Raw genomic sequence first — 19798 nt, forward strand, 5'->3', positions numbered from 1 at the left:
GGTCGTATTCGTCTCTGGTACCCGATATCTACGTGCGCGGGATGGCCAGATACTTGATCTCGAGGAACTCATCGATCCCGATCTTGCCGCCCTCTCGACCGAGGCCGGATTGCTTGACACCACCGAACGGTGCCGCCGGATTGGAGACCAGGCCGGTGTTGAGTCCGACCATGCCCACCTCGAGCGCCGACGAGACACGGAGTCCGCGATCGATGTCCTGGGTGAAGAGGTAACCCACCAGGCCCCAGGGGGTGTCGTTTGCCAGAGCGATCACCTCGTCTTCATCGTCGAACGGGATGATCGGAGCAACCGGTCCGAAGATCTCGGTGCCCATCAGGTCTGAGTTCGGATCGACCCCCGACAACACCGTCGGCTGATAGAAGTATCCGTTCCCATCAGGGGTTCCGCCACCGCAGATCACCGTGGCCCCACGATCGACCGCATCGGCCACCAGAGACTTCACCTTGTCGACGGCCTTCTGCTCGACGAGGGGTCCGACATCGGTGCCGTCGACGGCGCCGTCACCGACGTTGAGGGCCTTCATCTTCTCGGCGAGCTTGGTGCCGAACTCGCCTGCGACACTGCGGTGTACGAAGATCCGGTTCGCCGCGGTGCATGCTTCGCCCATGTTGCGCATCTTCGCGACCATGGCGCCATCGACGGCCTTGTCGATGTCGGCGTCGCCGAAAACGAGGAACGGGGCGTTGCCGCCGAGTTCCATCGAGGTGCGCATCACCGACCGGGATGCCTGCTCCAGCAGAAGTTTACCGACCTGGGTCGAGCCGGTGAAGCTGACCTTGCGCGCGAGACCGCTGTCCATCCAGGTCTCCACGACCGAGCCGGGATCGTCGGTGGTGACGATGTTGAGGACACCGCGCGGGAGGCCGGCCTCCGTGAGGATCTCCGTCAACGCGAGAATGGTGAGCGGCGTGAGCTCGGCCGGCTTGAACACCATCGTGCATCCGGCTGCGATGGCGGGCCCGATCTTGCGGGTACCCATCGCCAGTGGGAAGTTCCACGGTGTGATGAGGATGCAGGGCCCGACAGGCTCTTTGGTGACGAGGATGCGGTTCTTGCCGTCGCCGGTGGTGGTGTGGTCGCCACCGATCCGCACCGCCTCTTCGGAGAACCAGCGGAAGAACTCTGCGGCGTACGCGACCTCGCCCTTGGCCTCGGCCAGTGGCTTGCCCATCTCGGTGGTCATGATGAGCGCCAGGTCGTCCTGGCGATCGAGGATGAGTTCGTAGGCGCGGCGCAGGATCTCGCTTCGTTCGCGAGGCGCGGTCGCTGCCCAGCTCTTCTGGTGTGCCGCTGCGGCTTCGATGGCGGCGGTGGCGTCTGCTTGCCCGCCCTTGGCGACGGTGGCGATCACCTCGCCCGTGGCGGGGTTCTCGACGTCGAACGTCGCGCCGTCTGCTGCCGGGGCCCATTCCCCGTTGATGTAGAGCCCGGTGGGCAGCGCACCGACGAGGTCGGCGGCCCGGCCCTTGCGGTCGGTGACGGTTGACGCTGTCATATCGAACCTCCTTGTTCGGCGACCTGAGCCGCAGGTGTCTGCGCGGTCGTCTGTGAGATGACCGAAGCGGGGTCGAGCAGTTCGGCCAGATGGACGGACTGCACATCGGGAATGGTGTTGTCGGTGGCGGCGAGGTGTTGTACGGCCATGGCGCAGCTGAAGCCGTCGGTGAGGACGGGTGTGTCGCCCCCATGCTGTCGCAATGCGGGGGCCAACGCCTGTTCGGAGACGTCCATGCTGACGTCGTAGTGGCCCTTTTCAAAACCGAAGTTGCCCGCGACACCGCAGCATCCGTCCGCCTGGTGCACGGTGGTGGCACCGAGTCGCCTCAGGACCGCCGGTTGCGTGGTTGGCCCGAACGAGGCGTATTCGTGGCAGTGGGTCTGCACCGTGACCTCGGCAGGCAACGGTACCGGTGGTTGCCAGCCGCCGTCGAGGAGATGTCCCACCTCGACGGCGAAGCTACGAACCCGTGCCGCGACCCGCCGGGCGGCGTCGGTGTGGACGAGCTCGGGCAGGTCCTTGCGCAGAGCGGCCGCGCAACTCGGCTCGGGCACCACGATCGGCCGGTCGGTGCCGTCGTCGAGGGCAGCAGCCGTACGGGCCAAGACTTTTCGGGCATGCCCGAGTTGTCCCGTGGAGATCCAGGTGAGTCCACAGCACTGATCGGCCTCGCAACTGACCGTGCGCCCCGCGCTGCCGAGGACGTTGGCGGTGGCGGCCGCGACGTGCGGACGAAACGCCTTGGTGAACGAATCGACGAAGAGCACGGTGTCAGCGGACGGGTCGGCACGCAGTCCGGCCATCCCGGCACGGACCTGTTTACGACGGGCGAACGCGGGCATGGTGCGCCGCGGGTCGATCCCGCCGGCCTTGGCGGCCAGCGTCGACAGTCTGCTGGACAACGTCTTGTTGATCAGCGGGGCCAGCGTGCCTGCGACGCTGAGCCAGGCCGGCATCCAGCCCAGCGAGTAGTGCGAGAGCGGGCGGACCCGCCCGCGGTAGTAGTTGGAGAAGAACTCCGATTTGTAGGTGGCCATGTCGACGCCCACCGGGCAATCGGTCGAGCAGGCCTTGCACGACAGACACAGGTCGAGGGCTTCGCGCGAATCCTCATCACGCCAGCCGGATTTGATGTCGGGTGCGGTGCGGACCATCTCCTGCAGCACGCGTGCCCGTCCGCGAGTGGAGTCCTTTTCGTCCCGCGTTGCGCGATAGCTCGGGCACATGACTCCGCCCGAGTCGGAACGGCAGCGGCCGACGCCGATACAGCCCTGCACGGCATGGACGAACGGATCGAGGCCCGGTTGTCCGTCGACGCCTATCCCGGGGGTTCCGAGATCGAAGCTCGTCTGCCACCGTCGATTCGGCACGTTGGCGAGCACCAGGTTCTCGTCGAGTGGATCAGGGTCGACGATGCTGCCCGGGTTGAGGATGCCGGTCGGATCCCAGATCCTCTTGAAATCGCCGAAGGCCGAGATCATCTGGGGTGAGTACATGATCGGCAGCAGCTCTGACCGTGCGCGACCGTCACCGTGCTCGCCGGACAGCGAACCGCCGTGTTTGACCACCAGCGCGGCGGCGTCGGTGCAGAACCGGCGCATCACCGCCCGACCCTCTGCGCTGCGCAGGTCGAATGTGATGCGCACGTGCATGCAGCCGGCGCCGAAGTGGCCGTACATGACTCCGGTCAAGCCGTGGTGATCGAGCAGTTCGGTGAAGCCTTCGAGGTAGTCGGCGAGGTTCTCGGGCGCGACCGCCGAGTCCTCCCAGCCGGGCCACGACTCGTAGGTGCCGCCGTGCCCGCCTTCTTCGGGGTTGATCTCTTCCGGGCTCACCAGCCGCGACGACAATCCGGCGCCGTCTTCGCGGACCCGCCAGAGCGACACCCGCTGCGCGGGATCGGGCACGGTGCGCCCGTCGACCAGACGGCCGTTGGCCTGCAATTTATCCAGCAGGTCGGCCGCCGCCTGAGGAACATCGTCTGCGCTTTCCTCATCGAGGTCGATGTAGAGCCAGGCGTTGCCCTCGGGCAGTCCCGCGACAGAATCATCGCCACGCCGGGCCCGCATGGTCTGCACGATCCGTTCGTCGATGCCCTCGATGGCGGACGGGGCGAACTCCAGCAGGGTCGGGACGTCGCGAGCGGCGTCGACCACGTTGCGATACCCGAGACACAGCAGCAAGGCGCGAGTGGGAGCGGTGACGAGCCGGACCTTGGCGGAGACCACGATCGCGCAGGTGCCTTCGGTGCCCACCAGCGCACGGGCGACGTCGAAGCCGTTTTCGGGCAACAGCTTTCCGAGATGATATCCGGATACCTGGCGCGGGATCTGCTCCATCTCGGTGCGTAGGCCGCTCAAGTTCGCCGACGTTAGCTCGCGCATCGCCGCGGTCAGCTCCTCGGCCCGCGCGACCGCAGGACCGTCGGACGGATCGGTGGCCACGAGCCCGTTGCGAAGAGCGGTCAACCGCAGTCCTTCGGCGGTGACGAGATCGAGCGCCTCGATGTGATCGGTGGTGCGGCCGTAGCGCACCGAGTGGTTACCGCACGCGTCGTTGCCGATGGCGCCACCGAGGGTGGCGCGCGACTGACTCGAGGGGTCGGGTGCGAAGGTGAGCGTCCCGCCGGTGGCGCCGCGCACCTCGCGCTGCAGCGTCGTCAAGACGATGCCCGCCTGGGCCACCGCAGTTCTGCTCTCGGCATCGACCGCGAGCACGTTGTCCATATACCGCGAGAAGTCCAGCACGACGCCGTTACCGATCGCGTTGCCGCCCATGCCGGTACCGCCGCCGCGAGCGGTCACGGTGAGACCGTTGCGGTGACAGTAGGCGGCAACCGATGCCACGTCTTCGTCGGTACGCGGGAACACCACGACCAGCGGTGACAGTCGGTAATTCGATGCGTCGTACGAATATTCGGTGAGGCGGCGCGTCGAGGCGTCGGCGCTCAGTCCGAGCGCTTGGAGATCTGCGCTGATGCGAGTCCCGGTAGGTGCGGGGTCCATGACCCTCGCTATCCGAGGGCCGCGGTCAGCGCTGCTTCAAACCTGTTCAGTCCGGTGGCCATTTCCTCTTCGGTGACAACCAACGCGGGGATGAGTCGCACGACGTTACCCATCGGACCACACGTGAGAGTGAGCAGCTTCTCGGGAATGGCGGCCTGCTGGACTGCGGCGGCGGCCACTGCGTCGGGCTTGCCGTCGCCGTCGATGAACTCGATGCCGGCCATGAGGCCCAAGCCACGGACGTCGCCGACCTGTGGGAACTTCGGTGCCAGCTCGGACAGGCCGCGCAGCATCTGATCACCGCGTACCCGGGCGTTCTCGACCAGGTTCTCCTCCGCGATCACCTGCAGTGTGGCGACTCCGGCGGCTGCTGCCACCGCGTTGCCGCCGTAGGTCCCACCCTGAGATCCCGGCCAGGCCTTGGCCATCAGCGACGTCGGAGCCGCGATGGCCGAGATCGGAAAGCCCGAGGCAATTCCCTTGGCGGTGATGAGGATGTCGGGGATCAGGCCTTCGCTGTGCTGGTGTCCCCAGAACTTGCCGGTGCGGCCGACACCGGCCTGCACCTCGTCGAGGATCAGGATGATGCCGTGCTTGTCGGCACGCTCGCGCAGACCGGCCAGGAACGCGGGTGGGGTCGGGAGGTAGCCGCCGTCGCCGAGCACCGGCTCGATCAGGAACGCGGCGGTGTCGTTCGGCGCGACGCGAGAGGCGAACAGGTAATCGAGCTCGCGCAGCGCGAACTCGACGGCGGTCACCTCGTCCCAACCGTAGCGGTACGCGTAGGGGAACGGCGCCATGTGGACGCCGCCCATGAGCGGCGAGAAGCCTGCCGAGAACCTGGTTCCTGCGGTCGTCAGGGTCGCCGCGGCGACGGTTCGGCCGTGGAACCCGCCCTGGAAGACAACGATGTTCGGTCGTTCGGTGGCCATCCGGGCGAGACGAACCGACGCCTCGACGGCCTCGGACCCGGAGTTCGCGTAGAACACGGAGTCCAGGCCGGCCGGGAGGTGCTCGCCGAGCTTGTCCGTGAGTTCCAGCAGCGGCTTGTGCATCACCGTCGTGTACTGCGCATGGATAATTTTTCCGCACTGCTCCTGCGCGGCGGCGACGACCTTGGGATGGCAGTGGCCGGTGCTGGTGACACCGATACCGGTGGTGAAGTCGAGGTAGTCGACACCGTCGGTGCCGTGGATCCACGACCCCTTGGCGTGATCGACCACCACCGGGGTGGCTTGTTTGAGGGCAGGGCTGAGGGTGGCGGAGCTCATGGGTACACCGTGACTGCCGATTGCACGATTGTCAACAATTAGACAGTCCCTGCTGGGTGGCCAGGGTGGCTGCCTTACCGTGGGCGCATGGGAACTGCGAACACGAAGCCGAATGTCGTGATCCTGGGACGCGACGGACTGGAGAAACCGGGCAATCTGGAGCAGATCACTGAGGTCGCACATGTGCGGCTCGCCACCACGGCCGACCTCGGTGAAGCGCTGGTCGCCGACGGCGGAGCCGACGTCCTGATGCTGTGGGACTTCTTCTCCGCGGCACTGAAGGACAACTGGGAACAGGCGCAGGCGCTGAAGTGGGTGCATGTGTGTGCAGCGGGGGTCGACGCGATGTTGTTCGACGAACTGCGGGCGTCACCGATCACGATCACCAACGCCCATGGAGTCTTCGACGGGCCGATTGCCGAGTTCGTCCTCGGCTCGATCATCGCCCAGGACAAACAGTTCCACCTGTCCAAGAGATATCAGCAGCTCAAACACTGGGAGCGGCGTGACACGATCCGTACCGCCGGTCGCAGCGCCCTGGTGATCGGTACCGGCGGGATCGGCAGGGCCGTCGCGCGTTTGCTCAGAGCCGCAGGGCTGCAGGTCACCGGAGCCGGCCGGACCGCGCGGACCGAGGACCCCGACTTCGGCACAGTGCTGCGGACCGATGAGTTGGCGGGTTACGCGGGTGACTTCGACAACATAGTGACCATCGCGCCGCTGACCGAGCTGACCGTCCGGATGATCGATGCCGAGGTGCTGTCGGCCATGAAGCCGTCAGCACATCTGATCAATGTCGGGCGTGGGCAACTTGTCGACGAATCGGCCCTCATCGAGGCATTACGAGATGGCCAGATCGCCGCGGCCAGTCTCGACGTTTTCGAGACAGAGCCGCTCCCCGTCGACAACCCCCTGTGGGATATGGAGAACGTGCACATCTCCGCACACATGAGCGGCGACGTCGTGGGCTGGCGGGAAGAACTCGCGCGGTTGTTCCTGGCGAACCTGCAGCGCTACGCGAGCGGCGAATCCCTGGTGAACATCGTGGACAAAGATGCGGGGTACGTACGGGCGGTCCCGGCCCGGAATTGAACGGCTGCGCCGACCCAGCGGTGGGCGCAGTCAAGATATTGAGGTCGTGTTGCGGCTATTCACAGATGGATCTCAGGCTTGGCTTCTATGTTCGGACTCGTGTCTGAATCCCAACCGCGTTCGACGAGGGTCGTGACGTTGTTGTGTGTCGCCGGGCTGGCCGTGGCCGGCGTGGCTCTCGGTTACTGCATTCATCTGGGGGCGCAGCGCAGCGACTCCGACCGGGCGTCGACCCAGATCCAGTATGTGAGTCCGACCGAGGTGGCACCGAACAAGGCGGGCCTGTCCGCGGTCGAACCGTCCGCAGAGGCAGTGCCGGACGACCTCGACACCGAGCGTTCGAAGGTGGTGCTGTGCACCATCGACCGGATCGACGCCGGTTCGCTGTCGGTGCACACCGCCGACGGCCGCAAACACCATCTGATCCTGAGCCCGGACGCTCACGTCCAGTCGACGCGCGGTGACAGCGTCGATGTTCTCGACGTCGGTGACCTGGTGGTCGTGAGAGTGATCAAATCGAACGGCGAAACAACCGCTGACCTCATCGTCGACGGCCGCGTGTCGGGCTCGATCCCGGAGAATTAGCTCCTCTGCCAGCGACACTTTCGGACTGAGCGCATGTCGCCCCAACAGGTGAAGCGTCAGCCGACCGACTCCGATTCGGGCGCCCCACGGTAAGCTGACCGGTGATGACTGCCGTCTACTTCCTGATCGCCGCTGTTGCGTTGGCCGGCGCCGTGGCGCTGCTCCTGCTCGATCGCAGGCGCACCACCGGCGTGCGCCGTGAGCGCGCCGTCTGGGGAGATCAACACGGGTTCAAATATCGCGAGACCGACCCCGAACTCAAGTCGGAGTTCGGACGCGCGGCGATGGACGTACCGGACCATGTTGCCGTGCAGGATTTGGCGTACGGCTCGTACTACGGCGAAGAGACCCTGGTCTTCGACCTCGCCGACACCGCGACCGTCGTCGCCATCCGCCGCACCACGGAGTCGAACGTGACGATCGACGTGCGACACGAGAAGACACTCGCCCCTTCCGAGGACGACGTCGAACTGCTCGGCGCGATGGGCAGGCGCGTGATGTTCTCCAGTCATCTCGACGTCGCGCGGCGGGTGTGCGATCGACGCATGGTGGCGCTCGCGACGAATGCCCCCGACTACATCCAGATCCTGTGGAACGAGGGCGCCTGGTCGCTGGGGTCGATGCCGATCACGAATGATCCCGAACGCCTCGACACCGCACTCGAAACCGTTCGGCGCTTCACCGACCTGCTGCGCGTCCTACCGCCTGTCGTCGACCCTCAGGGCGCTCCGGATCCCCGCGATCCGTCCAGCCCGACAGGTCGCTCCCGGCGGGGTCTCGCCGAGCCCCGCACCGAGAACATTCGTCGCGAGGACCTGCCGCAGCGGGCGGCACGGCCTGCGCCGCGGGACTCCGGTGCACACACTCGCAATTCTGGTCCGATCCAGCGCAGCCCGGTGCCGCCGGTCGGTGGCTCCGCACCGATTCCACGCCAGCCCGGCCCCATATCGCCCCAAGCTGGGCAGCCGGGATCACGCCGAGCAGGAGGCCCTCAGTGAGCGATCGTGACCGGTTGTCGGACTTGGTCAAAGAGCTCGCAGTGGTCCACGGCAAAGTCACCCTGTCCTCGGGCGCCGAGGCCGACTATTACGTCGACCTGCGTCGTGCCACCCTGCACCATGAGGCGTCACCGCTGATCGGTCGGCTGCTGCGCGAGCTCACCGCCGACTGGGACTTCGACGCGGTCGGTGGATTGACGTTGGGGGCCGATCCTGTGGCGACGGCGATCATGCATTCGCCCGGACGCCCGATCAATGCGTTCGTCGTGCGCAAGACGGCCAAAGCCCATGGGATGCAACGCCAGATCGAGGGCCCCGACATAGTGGGCAAACGAGTGCTGGTCGTCGAGGACACCACCACGACCGGCAACTCACCGTTGACCGCTGTCCGCGCGCTGCGCGAGGCCGGCGCCATCGTGGTCGGGGTGGCGACCGTCGTGGACCGGGCCACCGGTGCGGATGCCGTCATCGCTGCAGAGGGTGTCGAGTACCGGTCGCTCTTGGGGCTGAGCGACATCGGCCTGAGCTGAGTGAGCGACGACGCCGGTCCCACCGAATGGGGTGAGCCGCTGGTCGGCGTCGGTCCGTGGACCGAAGAGCACACCGGTGAGATCCCCGAGGACTCGCGTTACGATCCGCACTTACTGGCCGAGGGTGATCGTCGCAACGTGGTCGACCCGTACCGCTATTGGACGCGAGAAGCGATTGTCGCCGACCTCGACACCCGGCGGCATCCGTTCCACGTCGCCATCGAGAACTTCGGTCACGACGGCAACATCGGCACGGTGGTCCGCACCGCCAACGCCTTCTTGGCAGAGGCGGTCCACATCGTCGGCAGGAGGCGCTGGAACCGACGCGGGGCTATGGTGACCGACCGCTATCAGCATGTATCGCATCATGATTCGGTGGAGTCGCTGATGGTCTGGGCCCGCGAGAGGGGACTGTCTGTCGTCGCGGTGGACAACACCCCGGGCTCGGTGCCGCTCGAGACCGCTGACCTGCCACGGGCATGTGTGTTGCTGTTCGGGCAGGAGGGTCCCGGGATCAGTCCGGATGCGCAGAAGCAAGCCGACCTGACCGTGTCCATTGCACAGTTCGGGTCGACCCGCTCCATCAATGCCGGTGTCGCCGCAGGAATTGCCATGCACGCCTGGATCCGCCAGCACGCCGACCTCGATCAGGCGTGGTGACCGTTCACCCACCCACCCGTTTTCGCACCCCCCACCCGTAGCTTCCGGTGGACGGTGCGAATTCGGGTGGGTGAAGGCTGCCGCCCCACTCATTTTTGCACGAGCCACTAGCAATTGCCGGTGGGTGGTGTGAATTCGGGTGGGTGAGAGCCGTCCTGCTGAGACCTGTCGTTCATGTCGGTCTGGAGAGTGCCGCTCCAGCCCGTTGCATTCAGCTACCGAACAATCGATCTATCAACAGGCTCATCCTTGCGATTGCCAACCTGTCCCGGAGGGGCTGAGCCGGCGCTGTGTACAACTTTGACATGGGCTGATCGCCGGATTATCGTCGGAGTGTGTCGGACCGCACACCGACGCAGCGCACCGGATGTGTGTTCGGAAATCCTGAACAACAGATGCAACTGAACGGCTGTGCCGGCTCGCCGGCCACCCACGGCTCGCCCGAAGAAGAAAGTTGGACCCAGTGGAGTACTCGTACCCGAAACTGTTCATCGGCGGCCGTTGGCAGGAGCCCTCGACCAGCGATGTCATCGCCGTCCACTCCGCAGCCACCGAGGAGCAGATCGGGCAGGTGCCGGCCTCGGCTCCCGCAGATGTCGACAGCGCCGTCGCGGCGGCAGGTGCCGCCCTCGTCGACCCGGCGTGGGCAGGCATCTCGCAGTCCGAGCGTGCCGATCTCATCGAGCGGTTCGCGGACGCCGTCGACAAGCGTGCGGACGAGCGGGCGACTGTCGTCTCTCGTCAGAACGGGATGCCGATCGCGATCGCTGGGATGGCCGAGGGGCCGATGCCGGCGTTGCTGCTCCGCTATTTCGCCGGGTTGATTCGTGACGCTGCCCTGGAAGAGCGGCGCGTCGCGTTCCCCGGTCCGGGCACGACGGTGGTCCGCAAGGAGCCGGTCGGCGTGGTTGCCGCGATCGCCCCGTGGAACTTCCCGTCTGTACTCGCTGCGTTCAAGATCGCTCCGGCCCTTGCCGCCGGGTGCTCCGTCGTCCTCAAGCCGTCGCCGGAGACCGTCCTCGACTCGTTCCTGCTCGCCGATGCCGCCATCGAGGCCGGCCTGCCCGCCGGCGTCCTCAACGTCGTCACCGGCGGCCCTGACATCGGCAAATACCTGGTGGCCCACCAGGGTGTCCAGAAGGTCGCGTTCACCGGATCCACCGCCGCGGGCCGTCAGATCGGTGAGGTGTGTGGTCGACTGCTTCGCCCGGTGACCCTGGAGCTGGGTGGCAAGTCCGCCGCGCTGATCCTCGACGACGCCGACATCGAGGCCACGGTCACCGGACTGGCGACGGCTTCGTTGCTCAACAGCGGCCAAACCTGTTACATGTCAACACGAATCCTCGCGCCCAAAGGTCGCTACCAGGACTTCGTCGACGCCATCACCGCGATGGCCGGATCGCTGCCGGTCGGCGATCCACTGGACCCCTCCACCTTCATCGGGCCGCTGGTCAGCGAGAAGCAGCGAGATCGGGTGCTGTCCTACGTCGACGCCGGACGCAACGAGGGTGCGACGCTGACCACCGGTGGTGGCCGGCCCAGTGGACTCGATCGCGGATGGTTCGTCGAGCCGACCGTCTTCGCCAACACCGACAACACCACGACCATCGCCCGTGAGGAGATCTTCGGACCTGTCTTGACCGTCATGCCGTATGACGGTGAGGCCGAGGCCATCTCGATGGCCAATGACTCCGAGTTCGGACTCGGTGGCACGGTGTGGACCGCGGACTCCTCCCGCGGACTCGATGTCGCCCGTCAGATCCAGACCGGGTCCTTCGGGGTCAACAGCTACGCGCTGGACTTCGGATCGCCGTTCGGCGGGGTCAAGTCGAGCGGCCTCGGGCGTGAACTCGGTCCCGAGGGGCTCGCCGCCTATTACAGCCTGAAGTCGATCTTCCTCCCCGAGTGATGACTGACGTCCGGAACCCGTCCGTGCGGCCCGCCTGATGCCCGCTCCCAGCGACCTGGAGGTCGGCCGCCGGATTCGCACCCATCGCGAACAGCAGCAGGTCTCTCTCCGGGAGATGGCGCGTCGTCTCGACGTCAGCCCGGCTACGCTGTCGGCGCTCGAGAACGGCCGGACAGCCGTGAGCGTGCGCCGAATGTTCGCTGTGAGTGAGGTTCTCGACATCTCGATCGCCGAACTGCTCGACGAGGACGGTCTGGTTGGCCTGAGTCCCATACCTGCGAGTACCAACGCGGTGCCGCGGTGGCGCGAGTACGAGCCGACACCGCACGACCCCATCCTCGACGCGGCCCTGACGTGCATCATGGCCAAGGGTTACCACGGTTGCTCCGTCCGAGACATCGCCGAGGCCGCCCACCTGAGCGTGCCCGCGCTCTATCACCATCATGCGAGCAAGCAGGCCATGCTGTATTCACTGATGGACACCACGATGACCGACCTCATCGACAGGATGGCCGCCGCCCGCGATGACGGCGGTGATTGTGCGGCAACACGTTTTGCGCTGATGGTCGAGTGTTTAGTGCTCTATCACACGCATCGGCGCGAGCTGTCGTTCGTGTGTGGAAGCGAGATGCGCAGCCTCGAGTCTGCGAGCCGGACGAATATCGCTGCCAAAAGGACTGCGGTGCAACGACTCGTCGATATCGAGGTACTCGCCGCGGTCGAAGCGGGTGAGTTCGGGACGACCCAGCCGAAGCAATCGTCGCGGGCGGTGGTGACGATGTGCATGAGCGTCGCGAACTGGTTCCGTCCGGAAGGGCCGGCCAGGCCCGCGGACATCGCACGTTCATATACCCGATTTTCCTTGGACATTGTGCGCGGCACAGTGCCGTCCGACACCCAGAAGGGAGCCCACTGATGTATCCGGGCGCGCATTCCATCTCCAACCCGGATAAACCGGCGGTCATCATGGCCGGGACAGGTGAGGTACTCACCTACGCCGAACTCGAGAGCCGTTCGGTGAAGCTTGCCAGGTATTTCCGGTCGCTGGGGCTGCAGCGCGGTGACCACATCGCCCTGCTCAGCGACAACAATCCGCGCATCTTCGAGACCTACTGGGCGGCAATGCGGTCGGGCCTGTACCTGACGGCCATCAATCGACACCTGACACCGCCTGAGGTCGCGTACATCGTCGAGGATTCACAGGCGACGTGCCTCGTGGTGTCGGCATCGCTGGGTGCACTCGCCGGTGAGATCGTCTCGTTGACCCCTGACATCCGTCACCGGCTTTCCTTCGGCGGGCCGACAGCCGGGTACGCCGACCTCGACGAAGCGCTCGCAGATGTCTCCGACGAGCCGCTGGACGACCAGCCTCGCGGCGCCGACATGCTGTATTCGTCCGGCACGACGGGAAAGCCGAAGGGCATCGCACCCTCACTGCCGGATCGCCAGGTCGGCGACGAGGGCGACACGATGGTGCACATGGTCCGGGACCTGTGGGGGATGGACTCGGAGACCGTCTACCTGTCACCGGCGCCGCTGTATCACGCTGCGCCACTGCGCACTGCGGCTGCGATCCAGGCCATCGGCGGCACTGCAGTCATCATGGACCGCTTCGACGCCGAAGCTGCGCTCAGTCATATCGAGCAGTACCGGATCACCCACAGTCAATGGGTGCCTACGATGTTCGTGCGGATGCTGCGCCTGCCCGCAGACGTCCGCGACAAGTACGACCACTCCAGCCTGAAGCAGGCGATTCATGCCGCGGCCCCGTGTCCCGTCGACGTCAAACGGGCGATGATCGATTGGTGGGGACCCATTCTGCTGGAATACTATTCGTCCACCGAGCTCGCCGGCATGACCATGATCGACAGCGAGGAATGGCTCCGCAAGCCGGGATCGGTCGGTCGCGACGGTTGGCTCGGCACCGTCCACATCTGCGGCGACGACGACAGTGACCTGCCTGCAGGTGAGGTCGGAGTCATCTACTTCGAGCGGGAGACGATGCCGTTCGAGTACTGGGGTGACCCCGCGAAGACGAAATCGGCCCAGCACCCCGAGCACGACAACTGGGCGACCACAGGCGATGTCGGATACCTCGACCCGGACCGGTATCTGTTCCTCACCGACCGGGCCACGTTCATGATCATCTCGGGCGGCGTGAACATCTATCCGCAGGAGATCGAGAACGTCCTGGCGGGGCACCCGAAGGTCCTCGACGTCGCGGTGGTCGGCGTCCCCGACGACGAGATGGGGGAGACGGTCCTCGCGGCCGTCCAGACGGTGGACGGCGTCGAAGGATCACTCGAACTCTCCGACGAACTCTTGCGGTTCACCGGCGAACGGCTGGCCCGGTTCAAGGTCCCGCGCTCGCTGATCTTCGTCGACAGCCTGCCCCGGACACCGACAGGCAAACTCGCCAAGGGTGACCTGAAGAACCAGTTCGCTCGCTGACGTTCGGCCTGCGCACAAAAGCACCTCGTTCGGTCATATGCACACGTTCAAACGCGTGCATATGACTTAACGAGGTGCATCTGATGTCAGGTGGGGGAATCCGACGGCGCTTCGGTCGCGGGCTGCGGCTGGTCTCCGCGGCGCCGGTAGCGCTTGACGATCTCGCTGATGATCGGGAGCACGGACACGAAGACGATCAACAGGAAGATGTAGTCGATGTTCTCCTGGATGAACGTGATCTGTCCGAGCCAATAGCCGAGCAGCGTCACGCCCGCGCCCCAGACGATCGCGCCGACGATGTTGTAGGTGAGGAACGTCCGGTACTTCATCCGGGCGGCGCCGGCGACGAGCGGCGCATACGTCCGCACGATGGGGACGAACCGGGCCAGGAAGATGGTGATCGGGCCGTGCTTCTCGAAGAACTCGTGAGCCTCTTCGATGTACTTGGTCTTGAGGACCTTGGCGTCGGGCTTGAACAGGGAATACCCGAAGCGGTTGCCGAGAAAATAACCCACCTGATCACCGAGGAACGCAGCGATCGGGATCGTCACCAGCAACACCCACAGGGGGGCGAAAGGTTCGATCTCTGTCGACTTCGCAGCGACGATCAGGCCTGCGGTGAAGAGCAGGGAATCCCCGGGAAGCAGCGGGAACAGCAATCCGGACTCGATGAAGACGACGAGGAGGAGCCCGCCCAACATCCAGGTCCCGAATGAATTCAGCAGGTTGACCGGGTCCAGGAACCCAGGCAGTAACGCCACTTCGGTGGTGGTCTGGGCAAGCACAGTCTCGATCACAGGGCCCAAGAGTACCGGTTGTTCCTGTCCGATTCCCAAACCGACGATATGGCGACGCGCAGATGGGCGGGCGGCGCGGCAAGCGGACACACTTGCCATACTTGGGCGGATAAGCCAACGAACCGCAGCTGGAGGACATATGCCCATCGCAACGCCCGAACAATATGCACAGATGCTCAATGCGGCGAAGGAAGGCGGGTTCGCGTTCCCCGCGATCAACTGCACGTCGTCGAACACCATCAACGCTGCCCTCAAGGGTTTCGCGGATGCCGGCAGTGACGGCATCATCCAGTTCTCCACCGGTGGTGCCGAGTTCGGGTCGGGCCTGGGTGTCAAGGACATGGTCACCGGCGCTGTCGCTCTGGCCGAGTTCGCCCACGTCGTTGCCGAGAAGTACGGCGTGACCGTGGCCCTGCACACCGACCATTGCCCCAAGGACAAGCTCGACTCTTACGTGCGCCCGCTGCTCGCCATCTCCCAGGAGCGCGTCGACGCCGGAAAGAACCCGCTGTTCCAGTCGCACATGTGGGACGGCAGCGCGGTGCCGCTCGACGAGAACCTGGAGATCGCCAAAGACCTCCTGGCCAAGGCCGCAGCCGCCAAGATCATCCTGGAAATCGAGATCGGTGTCGTCGGCGGTGAAGAGGACGGTGTCGAGAACGAGATCAATGACAAGCTGTTCACCACGGCCGAAGACTTCGAGGCCACTCTCGAAGCACTCGGTGCGGGTGACTCCGGTAGCCGTTACCTGCTGGCCGCGACCTTCGGCAACGTCCACGGTGTCTACAAGCCTGGCAACGTGAAGCTGCGTCCCGAGGTCCTCAAGATCGGCCAGGAAGTTGCCGTCAAGAAGCTCGGGCTGCCCGAGGGTGCCAAGCCCTTCGACTTCGTCTTCCACGGTGGATCCGGGTCGCTAAAGAGCGAGATCGAAGAGGCCCTGGGTTATGGCGTCATCAAGATGAACGTCGACACCGACACCCAGTACGCCTACACCCGGCCGATCGCCGGTCACATGTTCGCCAACTACGACGGCGTCCTCAAGGTCGACGGCGACGTGGGCAACAAGAAGGTCTACGACCCCCGTGTCTACAACAAGAAGGCGGAGGCGTCGATGACCGAGCGCGTCATCGAGGCGTGCACCGACCTCAAGTCGACGGGCAAGTCCATCAGCGCCTAGAGGAGTAGCCCCACCAGGACAGCGACTCCCAGCAGCACCAACGCAGCGGCCGCACATAAGACCGAGGTATCCACCCGGCGGTGCGGCCGCTGCGTCGTCGTCATGCGCGGTGGGTCGAACGGGTACGGATCAGCCCCGTGCGGGACGTGTTGTGCCGGCGGGACGCCGTAGTGGTCGGGTCGCTGAACGAAGTGGCCGGGCTGGGCGTAGGGGCCGGGCACCGGACGTTGGACCATCTGGCGGTAGTGCTCGGGAGGCGCCGGCGGCCGGTTGCTCATCTGCGGTGCGAATCGCGGCGGTGGACCTTGACGCGGGACCGGATTCGGCCGGGTCGGCGGCTCGTGATCGCGGTGAGGTGCCGATGCCGGCGGGCGCTGCGACGCGAGCGGCAGGGTCGCCGCATTCACCACCCGGTGGGTGGGTCGGGCTGGACCAGCGGGCCGCCGGTCTTCCGGAGAGGGCACGTGACGAGCCTATCGGGCACGCTGCATCCGCGTGGGGCACATACGCGCGCAGTCATTCGGTCAGTCGTACGCCGCTACGCCTTGCAGACCTTCCATTCGCCGTCGATCTTGCTCAGAGTCAGCGCGACGTCGAGCTTCTGGTCGGGCGTCGCGGTCTTGAAAGCGATCACCTCCACCACCGCGCTGTTGCCGTCCTCGACGATCTTGGATGCCTTGACCCCGTCGACCCCCACCAATTCGTTGTTGGCCTTCTGGATGCGGTGGTCCTCGGCGAACTCCTGATCGGACATCCCTGCAAAACGTGCCTGCGCTTCTCCGCAGGTGATCGAGCGGAGGACGACGATGTCTCCGTCACGGAGCGCCGTCGTGTACTCCAGCGCGGTGTTCGCCGCAACGTCGGCCGGGGGCACATCGTCGTCTTCACCGGTGGCGATCACGCCGATGACGGCGGCCACGACTCCGAGGATCACGACGAGGGCCGCGATTCCGATCCACAGCCCCTTACGCGATTTCTTGGGCGCGGCACCGGTCGGTCGGTTCTGCGGGGTGCCACCGGGTGCGATGTATTGGGGCGCAGACGGTTCGGCCTTCCACCCGGATGCCTGGGCCGGACGTTCCTGCGGACGGGGCGCCTTTGTGACGCTGATCCGTTCGGTCTGCGCGTCGATGACCTCCGTCGGCGCGGAGGAATCGGTGGCGATCACCTGGGTTTCGGTCTCGTCCGCGGGCGATCCGACAACCGGCGGCTCCGAGCCGGAGGATGTCGTCTTCGTGAGGCCGACCGGCGCCACCGCCGCGAACTCGGCGGTCTCGCTGTCGTCGCCGGGTTCGCCGGGTTCGCCGGCAACGATGGCGACGGTGTCCGCTTCGGAATCCGCCGTCGCGGTGGATTCGGTTTCGGCGGTGTCGTCGACCGACTCGTCGGCAGCCAACTCCGCAGAAGAGGGCTCTGGAGGCGCCTGTTCTGCAGGTGACGATTCCGGGGACGAAGCCTCCGTCGTAGTCGTCGCCTCGACGGCCTCTGGTGCCTCGGCCGGAGCTTGATCGGCCCCGGCTTCTTCCTCGCCGCCGGCCTCTTCGTCGCCCCGAGCTTCTTCGTCGACCCGAGCTTCTTCCTCCACGCCAGCTTCTTCGTCGGGCCGAGCTTCTTCGTCGCCCCGAGCTTCTTCGTCGACTCGAGCTTCTTCGTCATCTGCAGCGTCTTCGTCGCCTGGCGGTTCGTCTGTGTCCTCCGACGGCTCCGGTGTCGCGGATTCGGGAGTGGTGTCCTCGGCAGCCGAGACGTCGGTGGAGGTGTCCTCCTCGGTCGCTTCCGGCGCGGCGGAGGTCTCGGATTCGGTCGCTGGAATGTCGGTCGAATCGACGACCGGGGCCGTCGGCGTATCCCGACCCTCTTCTTCCTGCGACAACTGTTCCCCCTGTGGTGAGTGTTCTGTGACCGGTGCTTGATCCTGGACGGGTGCTTGATCCTGCGACGTGGCCTGACCCGGGCCTATTTTTCCTTCGCGACGCTTACGGATGGCCGAAAGTGCGCGGCTGACAACAGAATTGCCTTCATCGTTAGGATGTGACATGCACCAGGTCCCCGTCCTCGAGCGACATCGATTGCGACGTGCGAGGTCGCAGCCGATGATCGGCAAGACATACCTGCGCAGCGTCGGGCCCACCCTATCGAATGGATCGTCGACCGGACGGGTGGCCCGGGCCACGAGCGGAGCTGCGACAATGGGCCGATGACGTCGTTTGGAGATCTTCTCGGCCCCCAGCCCACCCTGTTGACCGGAGACGACGAGGCGGAGTCGGAGTTGCTCAACGGAGCCGACCCCGCTGCCGTCGCCGCCGCACATCCCACCGCCTCCGTCGCCTGGGGCGCTCTCGCGGAGGCCGCCCTGAAAGACGGTGCGACCATCACCGCGTACGCGTATGCGCGCACCGGTTACCACCGTGGTCTCGATCAGCTGCGTCGCCACGGCTGGAAGGGCTTCGGTCCGGTGCCGTGGAGCCACGAACCGAATCAGGGCTTCCTGCGTTGCGTCGGGGTGCTGGCGCGTGCCGCACAGATCATCGGCGAAGAAGACGAATACCTCCGCTGCCTCGACCTGTTGAACGAGAGTGACCCCGCAGCCGCCGGCGAGCTCGGCCTCGCCTGAGCCGCAACCGAGCGGTCCTCCGGTCGAGCGGATAAAGCTCCTACCGACCCTCGGCCGTGATCGGTTGCCGCCGCGCGTGCGGGCACCATTGCACCGCGTTCGGCTGTCGCTGCTGCCCGTCCTCCAGTGCTCTCTCGCGGCTGGGCTCGCGTGGTGGATCGCAAGTCAGGTCTTCGACCATGAACGGCCGTTCTTTGCGCCGATCGCTGCGGTCGTGTCCCTCGGGCTCTCGCTGGGCCAGCGCTGGCGTCGCGCTCTCGAGGTGGCCATCGGTGTCACCGTCGGTGTCGCGGTCGGCGACCTGATCATCTCGGTGATCGGCTCGGGAACCTGGCAGATCATGGTCGTCGTCGCCATCGCGATGTTGTGCGCGGTGCTCGTGGACAAGGGGCCCCTGGTCCCGATCCAGGCGGCGAGTTCGGCGGTGCTGGTGGCCACGCTGTTGCCGCCGGGTGGAGTGGACGGCTACCACCGGGTGATCGACGCACTCATCGGTGGGCTGGTCGCGATTCTCGTGGTCGCACTCATCCCCACCCACCCCGTCCTGCGCGCGCGCCGCGACGCCGCCAATGTGCTGACCACCATGTCGGATGTACTCGCCGAGGTCGCCGAGGGTCTGCGGCGCATGGACCACGAGCGGCTCAGCGAAGCCCTCGAGAACGCCCGCACCACGCAGGCCGGTATCGACGCGTTGCGGTCGGACATCTCCGGAGGACAGGAGATCAGCCGGATCTCGCCGCTGCACTGGGCCCGTCGTTCGCGGCTCGACCGCGTCACCGCAATGGCCGATCCGATCGACAACGCCGTCCGGAACGTCCGGGTGTTGACTCGCCGCGCCGCTGCCTCGACCGAACGCGGTCAGAAGATCAAACCCGAGATCGTCGACCTCATCGGGCAGCTCGGCCACGCCTTCGATGTCCTCAACGACATGATGCTCGCCGATCCCGGTCAAATGCCGGACCAGGTGGAGGCGGCGAGGGTGTTGCGGAGTATCGCGCGCCGGACCAAACCCGAGTTGGTCGAGGGCAGTGCGTTGTCGGAAACCGTGATCCTCGCGCAGCTCCGCTCGACACTCGTCGATCTCCTCATGGCCTGCGGGCTTTCCCGGGTCTCGGCGATGGCCACGTTGAGATAGCGCCCCGATAGCCCGCCCTTGCAACACATGCAAGATCATGCATATATTGGTGATC

Annotated in this window: 17 protein-coding genes; 11 read left to right on the forward strand and 6 right to left on the reverse strand. The window is 65.7% G+C overall.

The genetic code is table 11. The annotated features are described in order from the left end of the window. Positions 1-28 precede the first annotated feature (28 nt). The 3 genes from J3S28_RS02985 to J3S28_RS02995 are packed head-to-tail and all read right to left on the reverse strand — an operon-like array spanning position 29 to position 5795. Complete coding sequence (locus J3S28_RS02985; RefSeq protein ID WP_207837382.1) at positions 29-1516, reverse strand: NAD-dependent succinate-semialdehyde dehydrogenase; 1488 nt, start codon at positions 1514-1516, stop codon at positions 29-31. Further along, complete coding sequence (locus tag J3S28_RS02990) at positions 1513-4524, reverse strand: FAD-binding and (Fe-S)-binding domain-containing protein (RefSeq protein WP_207837384.1); 3012 nt, start codon at positions 4522-4524, stop codon at positions 1513-1515. Before J3S28_RS02990 ends, J3S28_RS02985 begins: the two co-directional genes overlap by 4 nt. 8 nt (positions 4525-4532) lie before the next feature. Further along, positions 4533-5795 carry an aspartate aminotransferase family protein gene (locus tag J3S28_RS02995; protein ID WP_207837386.1) on the reverse strand — a complete coding sequence of 421 codons (1263 nt, stop codon included), beginning with the start codon at positions 5793-5795 and terminating at the stop codon, positions 4533-4535. 87 nt (positions 5796-5882) lie between these two features. Here J3S28_RS02995 and J3S28_RS03000 point away from each other — a divergent pair, with 87 nt between their 5' ends. From J3S28_RS03000 to J3S28_RS03035, 8 genes are all read left to right on the forward strand, one after another. Beyond that, positions 5883-6887 (forward strand): D-2-hydroxyacid dehydrogenase, encoded by a 1005-nt coding sequence (locus J3S28_RS03000; protein ID WP_207837389.1) that lies wholly within the window; start codon positions 5883-5885, stop codon positions 6885-6887. A gap of 99 nt (positions 6888-6986) precedes the next feature. After that, positions 6987-7472 (forward strand): hypothetical protein, encoded by a 486-nt coding sequence (locus J3S28_RS03005; protein WP_207837391.1) that lies wholly within the window; start codon positions 6987-6989, stop codon positions 7470-7472. A 104-nt stretch (positions 7473-7576) separates the two neighbouring features. Then, positions 7577-8470 carry a TtfA family protein gene (locus J3S28_RS03010; RefSeq protein WP_207837392.1) on the forward strand — a complete coding sequence of 298 codons (894 nt, stop codon included), beginning with the start codon at positions 7577-7579 and terminating at the stop codon, positions 8468-8470. Next, positions 8467-9000: an orotate phosphoribosyltransferase gene (gene pyrE / locus J3S28_RS03015; protein WP_207837394.1), complete on the forward strand. Its 534-nt coding sequence runs from the start codon at positions 8467-8469 to the stop codon at positions 8998-9000. Before J3S28_RS03010 ends, pyrE begins: the two co-directional genes overlap by 4 nt. After that, positions 9001-9660: a TrmH family RNA methyltransferase gene (locus tag J3S28_RS03020; protein ID WP_207837395.1), complete on the forward strand. Its 660-nt coding sequence runs from the start codon at positions 9001-9003 to the stop codon at positions 9658-9660. Between the two features lie 463 nt (positions 9661-10123). Next, a complete protein-coding gene (locus J3S28_RS03025) occupies positions 10124-11569 on the forward strand; it encodes an aldehyde dehydrogenase (protein ID WP_207837397.1) in 1446 nt (481 codons plus the stop codon). A 37-nt stretch (positions 11570-11606) separates the two neighbouring features. Further along, positions 11607-12485, forward strand: coding sequence for a TetR-type transcription factor C-terminal domain-containing protein (locus J3S28_RS03030; protein ID WP_207837399.1), 879 nt, complete (start codon positions 11607-11609; stop codon positions 12483-12485). After that, positions 12485-14020, forward strand: a complete 1536-nt coding sequence (locus J3S28_RS03035; protein ID WP_207837401.1) for an acyl-CoA synthetase — start codon at positions 12485-12487, stop codon at positions 14018-14020. The genes J3S28_RS03030 and J3S28_RS03035 overlap by 1 nt, the downstream gene beginning before the upstream one ends. A gap of 86 nt (positions 14021-14106) precedes the next feature. Here J3S28_RS03035 and J3S28_RS03040 read toward each other — a convergent pair whose 3' ends face one another. Continuing rightward, complete coding sequence (locus J3S28_RS03040) at positions 14107-14817, reverse strand: VTT domain-containing protein (RefSeq protein WP_307796787.1); 711 nt, start codon at positions 14815-14817, stop codon at positions 14107-14109. A 139-nt stretch (positions 14818-14956) separates the two neighbouring features. Between J3S28_RS03040 and fbaA the strand changes: the two genes are divergently transcribed. Continuing rightward, entirely contained in the window at positions 14957-15994 is a 1038-nt protein-coding gene (gene fbaA / locus J3S28_RS03045; protein WP_207837406.1) for a class II fructose-bisphosphate aldolase, read from the forward strand. Here fbaA and J3S28_RS03050 read toward each other — a convergent pair. Then, entirely contained in the window at positions 15991-16458 is a 468-nt protein-coding gene (locus tag J3S28_RS03050; RefSeq protein WP_207837409.1) for a hypothetical protein, read from the reverse strand. The two genes, fbaA and J3S28_RS03050, sit on opposite strands and share 4 nt — an antisense overlap. A gap of 74 nt (positions 16459-16532) precedes the next feature. Then, entirely contained in the window at positions 16533-18032 is a 1500-nt protein-coding gene (locus tag J3S28_RS03055) for an Rv0361 family membrane protein (RefSeq protein WP_207837411.1), read from the reverse strand. Positions 18033-18191: 159 nt separating this feature from the next. Between J3S28_RS03055 and J3S28_RS03060 the strand changes: the two genes are divergently transcribed. Beyond that, positions 18192-18608: a DUF3151 domain-containing protein gene (locus J3S28_RS03060; protein ID WP_084890515.1), complete on the forward strand. Its 417-nt coding sequence runs from the start codon at positions 18192-18194 to the stop codon at positions 18606-18608. 76 nt (positions 18609-18684) lie between these two features. Next, positions 18685-19743, forward strand: a complete 1059-nt coding sequence (locus tag J3S28_RS03065) for an FUSC family protein (RefSeq protein WP_307796789.1) — start codon at positions 18685-18687, stop codon at positions 19741-19743. Positions 19744-19798 lie beyond the last annotated feature (55 nt).

It is taken from the genome of Williamsia soli (assembly GCF_017377795.1).
Lineage (GTDB): Bacteria > Actinomycetota > Actinomycetes > Mycobacteriales > Mycobacteriaceae > Williamsia > Williamsia soli.

Excerpts from the sequence above, each read along its gene's own strand:
- J3S28_RS02985 (WP_207837382.1), bottom strand. The coding sequence starts at position 1,516 with ATGACAGCGTCAACCGTCACCGACCGCAAGGGCCGGGCCGCCGACCTC.
- J3S28_RS02990 (WP_207837384.1), bottom strand. The coding sequence starts at position 4,524 with ATGGACCCCGCACCTACCGGGACTCGCATCAGCGCAGATCTCCAAGCG.
- J3S28_RS02995 (WP_207837386.1), bottom strand. The coding sequence starts at position 5,795 with ATGAGCTCCGCCACCCTCAGCCCTGCCCTCAAACAAGCCACCCCGGTG.
- J3S28_RS03000 (WP_207837389.1), top strand. The coding sequence starts at position 5,883 with ATGGGAACTGCGAACACGAAGCCGAATGTCGTGATCCTGGGACGCGAC.
- J3S28_RS03010 (WP_207837392.1), top strand. The coding sequence starts at position 7,577 with ATGACTGCCGTCTACTTCCTGATCGCCGCTGTTGCGTTGGCCGGCGCC.
- J3S28_RS03030 (WP_207837399.1), top strand. The coding sequence starts at position 11,607 with ATGCCCGCTCCCAGCGACCTGGAGGTCGGCCGCCGGATTCGCACCCAT.
- J3S28_RS03035 (WP_207837401.1), top strand. The coding sequence starts at position 12,485 with ATGTATCCGGGCGCGCATTCCATCTCCAACCCGGATAAACCGGCGGTC.
- fbaA (WP_207837406.1), top strand. The coding sequence starts at position 14,957 with ATGCCCATCGCAACGCCCGAACAATATGCACAGATGCTCAATGCGGCG.
- J3S28_RS03055 (WP_207837411.1), bottom strand. The coding sequence starts at position 18,032 with ATGTCACATCCTAACGATGAAGGCAATTCTGTTGTCAGCCGCGCACTT.
- J3S28_RS03060 (WP_084890515.1), top strand. The coding sequence starts at position 18,192 with ATGACGTCGTTTGGAGATCTTCTCGGCCCCCAGCCCACCCTGTTGACC.